Annotated in this window: 4 protein-coding genes; 3 read left to right on the top strand and 1 reads right to left on the bottom strand. The window is 59.3% G+C overall.

The annotated features are described in order from the left end of the window. The coding region (locus AB4Z11_RS28600) for a DMT family transporter (RefSeq protein ID WP_442029210.1) at positions 1-781 on the bottom strand (781 nt) is incomplete at its 3' end. A 145-nt stretch (positions 782-926) separates the two neighbouring features. Here AB4Z11_RS28600 and AB4Z11_RS28595 point away from each other — a divergent pair. From AB4Z11_RS28595 to AB4Z11_RS28585, 3 genes are all read left to right on the top strand, one after another. Then, positions 927-1,940, top strand: coding sequence for a porin (locus AB4Z11_RS28595; protein WP_442029209.1), 1,014 nt, complete (start codon positions 927-929; stop codon positions 1,938-1,940). Positions 1,941-1,989: 49 nt separating this feature from the next. Further along, positions 1,990-2,199 (top strand): DUF3460 family protein, encoded by a 210-nt coding sequence (locus AB4Z11_RS28590; RefSeq protein ID WP_442029208.1) that lies wholly within the window; start codon positions 1,990-1,992, stop codon positions 2,197-2,199. Between the two features lie 21 nt (positions 2,200-2,220). Next, positions 2,221-2,780, top strand: a 560-nt coding sequence (locus AB4Z11_RS28585; RefSeq protein ID WP_442029207.1) for a segregation and condensation protein A, incomplete at its 3' end; no start/stop codon positions are given.

Here is a 2,780-nt window from a genome sequence, read left to right as displayed (position 1 = left end):
GATTAACAAAAAAAGCGCCAATGGACGGACCAGCCTCTTGCACGCCAGCGCCCCAGCAGCGGAAAGCAATAATTGCCGGACCGATTGCGACGTACGCCAGGCCCGCAATTAATGTCGAGTTCCAGTGAATGGCTGCGGTAGATAATGTCCATTCACCCGCTGCAAATGCGCCCGACCAGATTGCTCCAAATCCGACTTGCGCCAGCAGAAAATTAGCCCAGTGGCTGCGGATATCTGCTGGACCCGTCGTACGGATTAGCAGCCAGCTATAAAGCGACCAGGCAATCGTCGCCAGAATCATAAACATATCGCCGGCAACCAGGCGCAATTCCATCAAATGCGCGAATTCGCCGCGCGCCAGAACGACCAATACGCCGGCAATGGACAATATTGCGCCAATGATTTGGCGGCGAGAAACACCGGCACCAAAAAACAGCCAGCCGGTAAGCATCATCCAGACCGGCATTCCGGAGGCAACCAGCGTCACATTAATCGGCGTCGAACTTTGCAAGGCGAGATATTGCAAAGCGTTGTACATGCCAATGCCGAGCAAGCCCAGAATCGCAAAACGCCGCCAATGCGGCCATAAAGAACTTCCAGGACGAAATATCGGCCCCGCCAATGGCAGAAGCAGGACTAAAGCAATCGCCCATCGCAGGAAATTCAGCAGAATCGGCGGCACCAGTTCATGCAGCATACGTCCCACAATGGCATTCCCCGCCCACAGGATGGGCGGGATGGTCAACAGGATGGCGGCGCGTGGCGTCAGTCGGTAGTGCATAGCTTCACTGCATAAACAAAATTGCAAGCAAGCATACGCCATCCGTGGCGAACTCGCACAAGGCGGCAGATTCGGCCACGTTTTGCTTGTGAATCAAACGGGGCACGCGGACAATTGGACGAACTGACAATATTGGAAGTCCCTTATGAAAAACAAGCTGCTGGCGGCAGGCTTCCTCATTCTTCCCACTCTCGCATGCGCCCAAGGCACGGGCGTCACCATCTACGGCGTGCTCGACGCCTTCGCCGGACGCACCGCGTCGGCATCGGCGCCGCAAAGCGTGAATGTGCTTAACAGCGGCGGCATGGTCACCTCCTACTACGGCTTCGGCGGCACCGAGCAGCTGGGCGGCGGCTTGCGAGCACAATTCGCGCTGGAAGGCTTCATGCGCATCGATACCGGCGAGTCCGGCCGCTTCCCCGGCGAATCCATGTTCTCGCGCGCGGCCAACGTCGGCCTGGGYGGCGACTGGGGCCTGGTGCGCGTGGGCCGCATCGGCAACCCGATGTTCGTGGCGATCGGCCAGATCAACCCGTTCGGTCCATCCACCCGCCTGTCACCGGTAATTGACCAGATGTTCACGGCCGCCGGGGGCAACGCCACCTTCGGCGACACGGGCTGGAGCAATTCGATCAACTACACCTCACCCACGGTCTACGACACCACCTTCGTGGCGCAATACTCCCTGGGAGAAGTGCCCGGCCAGCATGCGGACAACTGGTCCGCCGTGGCGAAATACGTCGGCCCTACCCTGGCCGTCACGCTGGGCGGACAGAACGTGAAGAACGGTCCCGGCATCGCCGTTACCGGCCCCAGCCAACGTACCTACCTGACGGCGGCGGCCTACGACTTCAAAGTGGTGCGCGTGTTCGCCTCCTACAGCTACCACGACACCGAGGTCAGCAACCGCAACGACCGCATCAAGCACGCCGGTTTTACTGTTCCTGCCTACAGCGGCCTGGGCCGCATCATGGTCGCGTATTCGCGTATGAACGAAACGGCAACCGGCAAGCCCGACTTCCACCGCGACACCTACGCCGCCGGCTACGACCACAATATTTCCCCGCGTACCGACCTCTACACCGTCTTCCTGCGCGACTCACTGAGTCCTGGCAGCAACGGTAATACTTTCGTCGCAGGCATTCGGCATCGTTACTGACGGCAAAAGACGGTAAAATACCCTTTGCTGAACCTTTTCATTTCGCGATATGAACTTCCTGAAACAGAACCACAAGTACGAGTCCGATCACACCTTGTTCATCAAGCAACTGAAGGAAAAGAATCCTCAGATCGAAGCTGGCCAGCAATTCGGCCGTTCGCTGCTGTGGGACCAACCTTCCCGCACCCTCGACGAGCAAGAGCGCGTCCGCACCTCGAGCGTCAAGCAACAAGCTTACGTGTACCAGAACAAGGTATAAACGAGCCCCGGACGGCATAGCATGTCGCCAAAAGACGCGGCGCAGGACGAGAACGCGGAGCCAGTCTCCGCAGAGCTTGCCATCGCTGCGGATTTGCCGCCAGACGCAGGCGGCGATGCCAACCCGGCCGAACCTCCAGCGGCCGGGACGGAAGCCCCATCCCCCGACGATGCCAAGGCTGCCGAAGCCGAAGGCGCTGCATTTGCCCGTCTCTACGGCGAGCCCCTGCTGCGCCTGCCGAACGATCTCTACATTCCGCCGGATGCCCTGGAAATCTTCCTGGAAGCTTTCGAAGGCCCGCTGGACCTGCTGCTGTACCTGATCCGCAAGCAGAACTTCAACATTCTCGATATCCCGATGGCCCAGGTCACGCTTCAGTACCTGAAGTACGTGGACCAGATTCGCCTGTCCAACCTGGAGCTGGCAGCGGAATACCTGCTGATGGCGGCGATGCTGATCGAGATTAAATCGCGCATGCTGCTGCCGCAGCGCCAGCACGATATCGAAGTTGAAGCGGAAGACCCGCGCGCCGAGCTGGTACGCCGTCTGCTCGAATACGAACAGATCAAGCTGGCGGCCTA

It is taken from the genome of Pseudoduganella sp. RAF53_2 (genome assembly GCF_052113985.1).
Taxonomy (GTDB): Bacteria; Pseudomonadota; Gammaproteobacteria; order Burkholderiales; family Burkholderiaceae_D; genus Rugamonas.
Note: the sequence above shows the minus strand (reverse complement) of the source record. Positions and strands in the feature narration are given on the sequence as shown.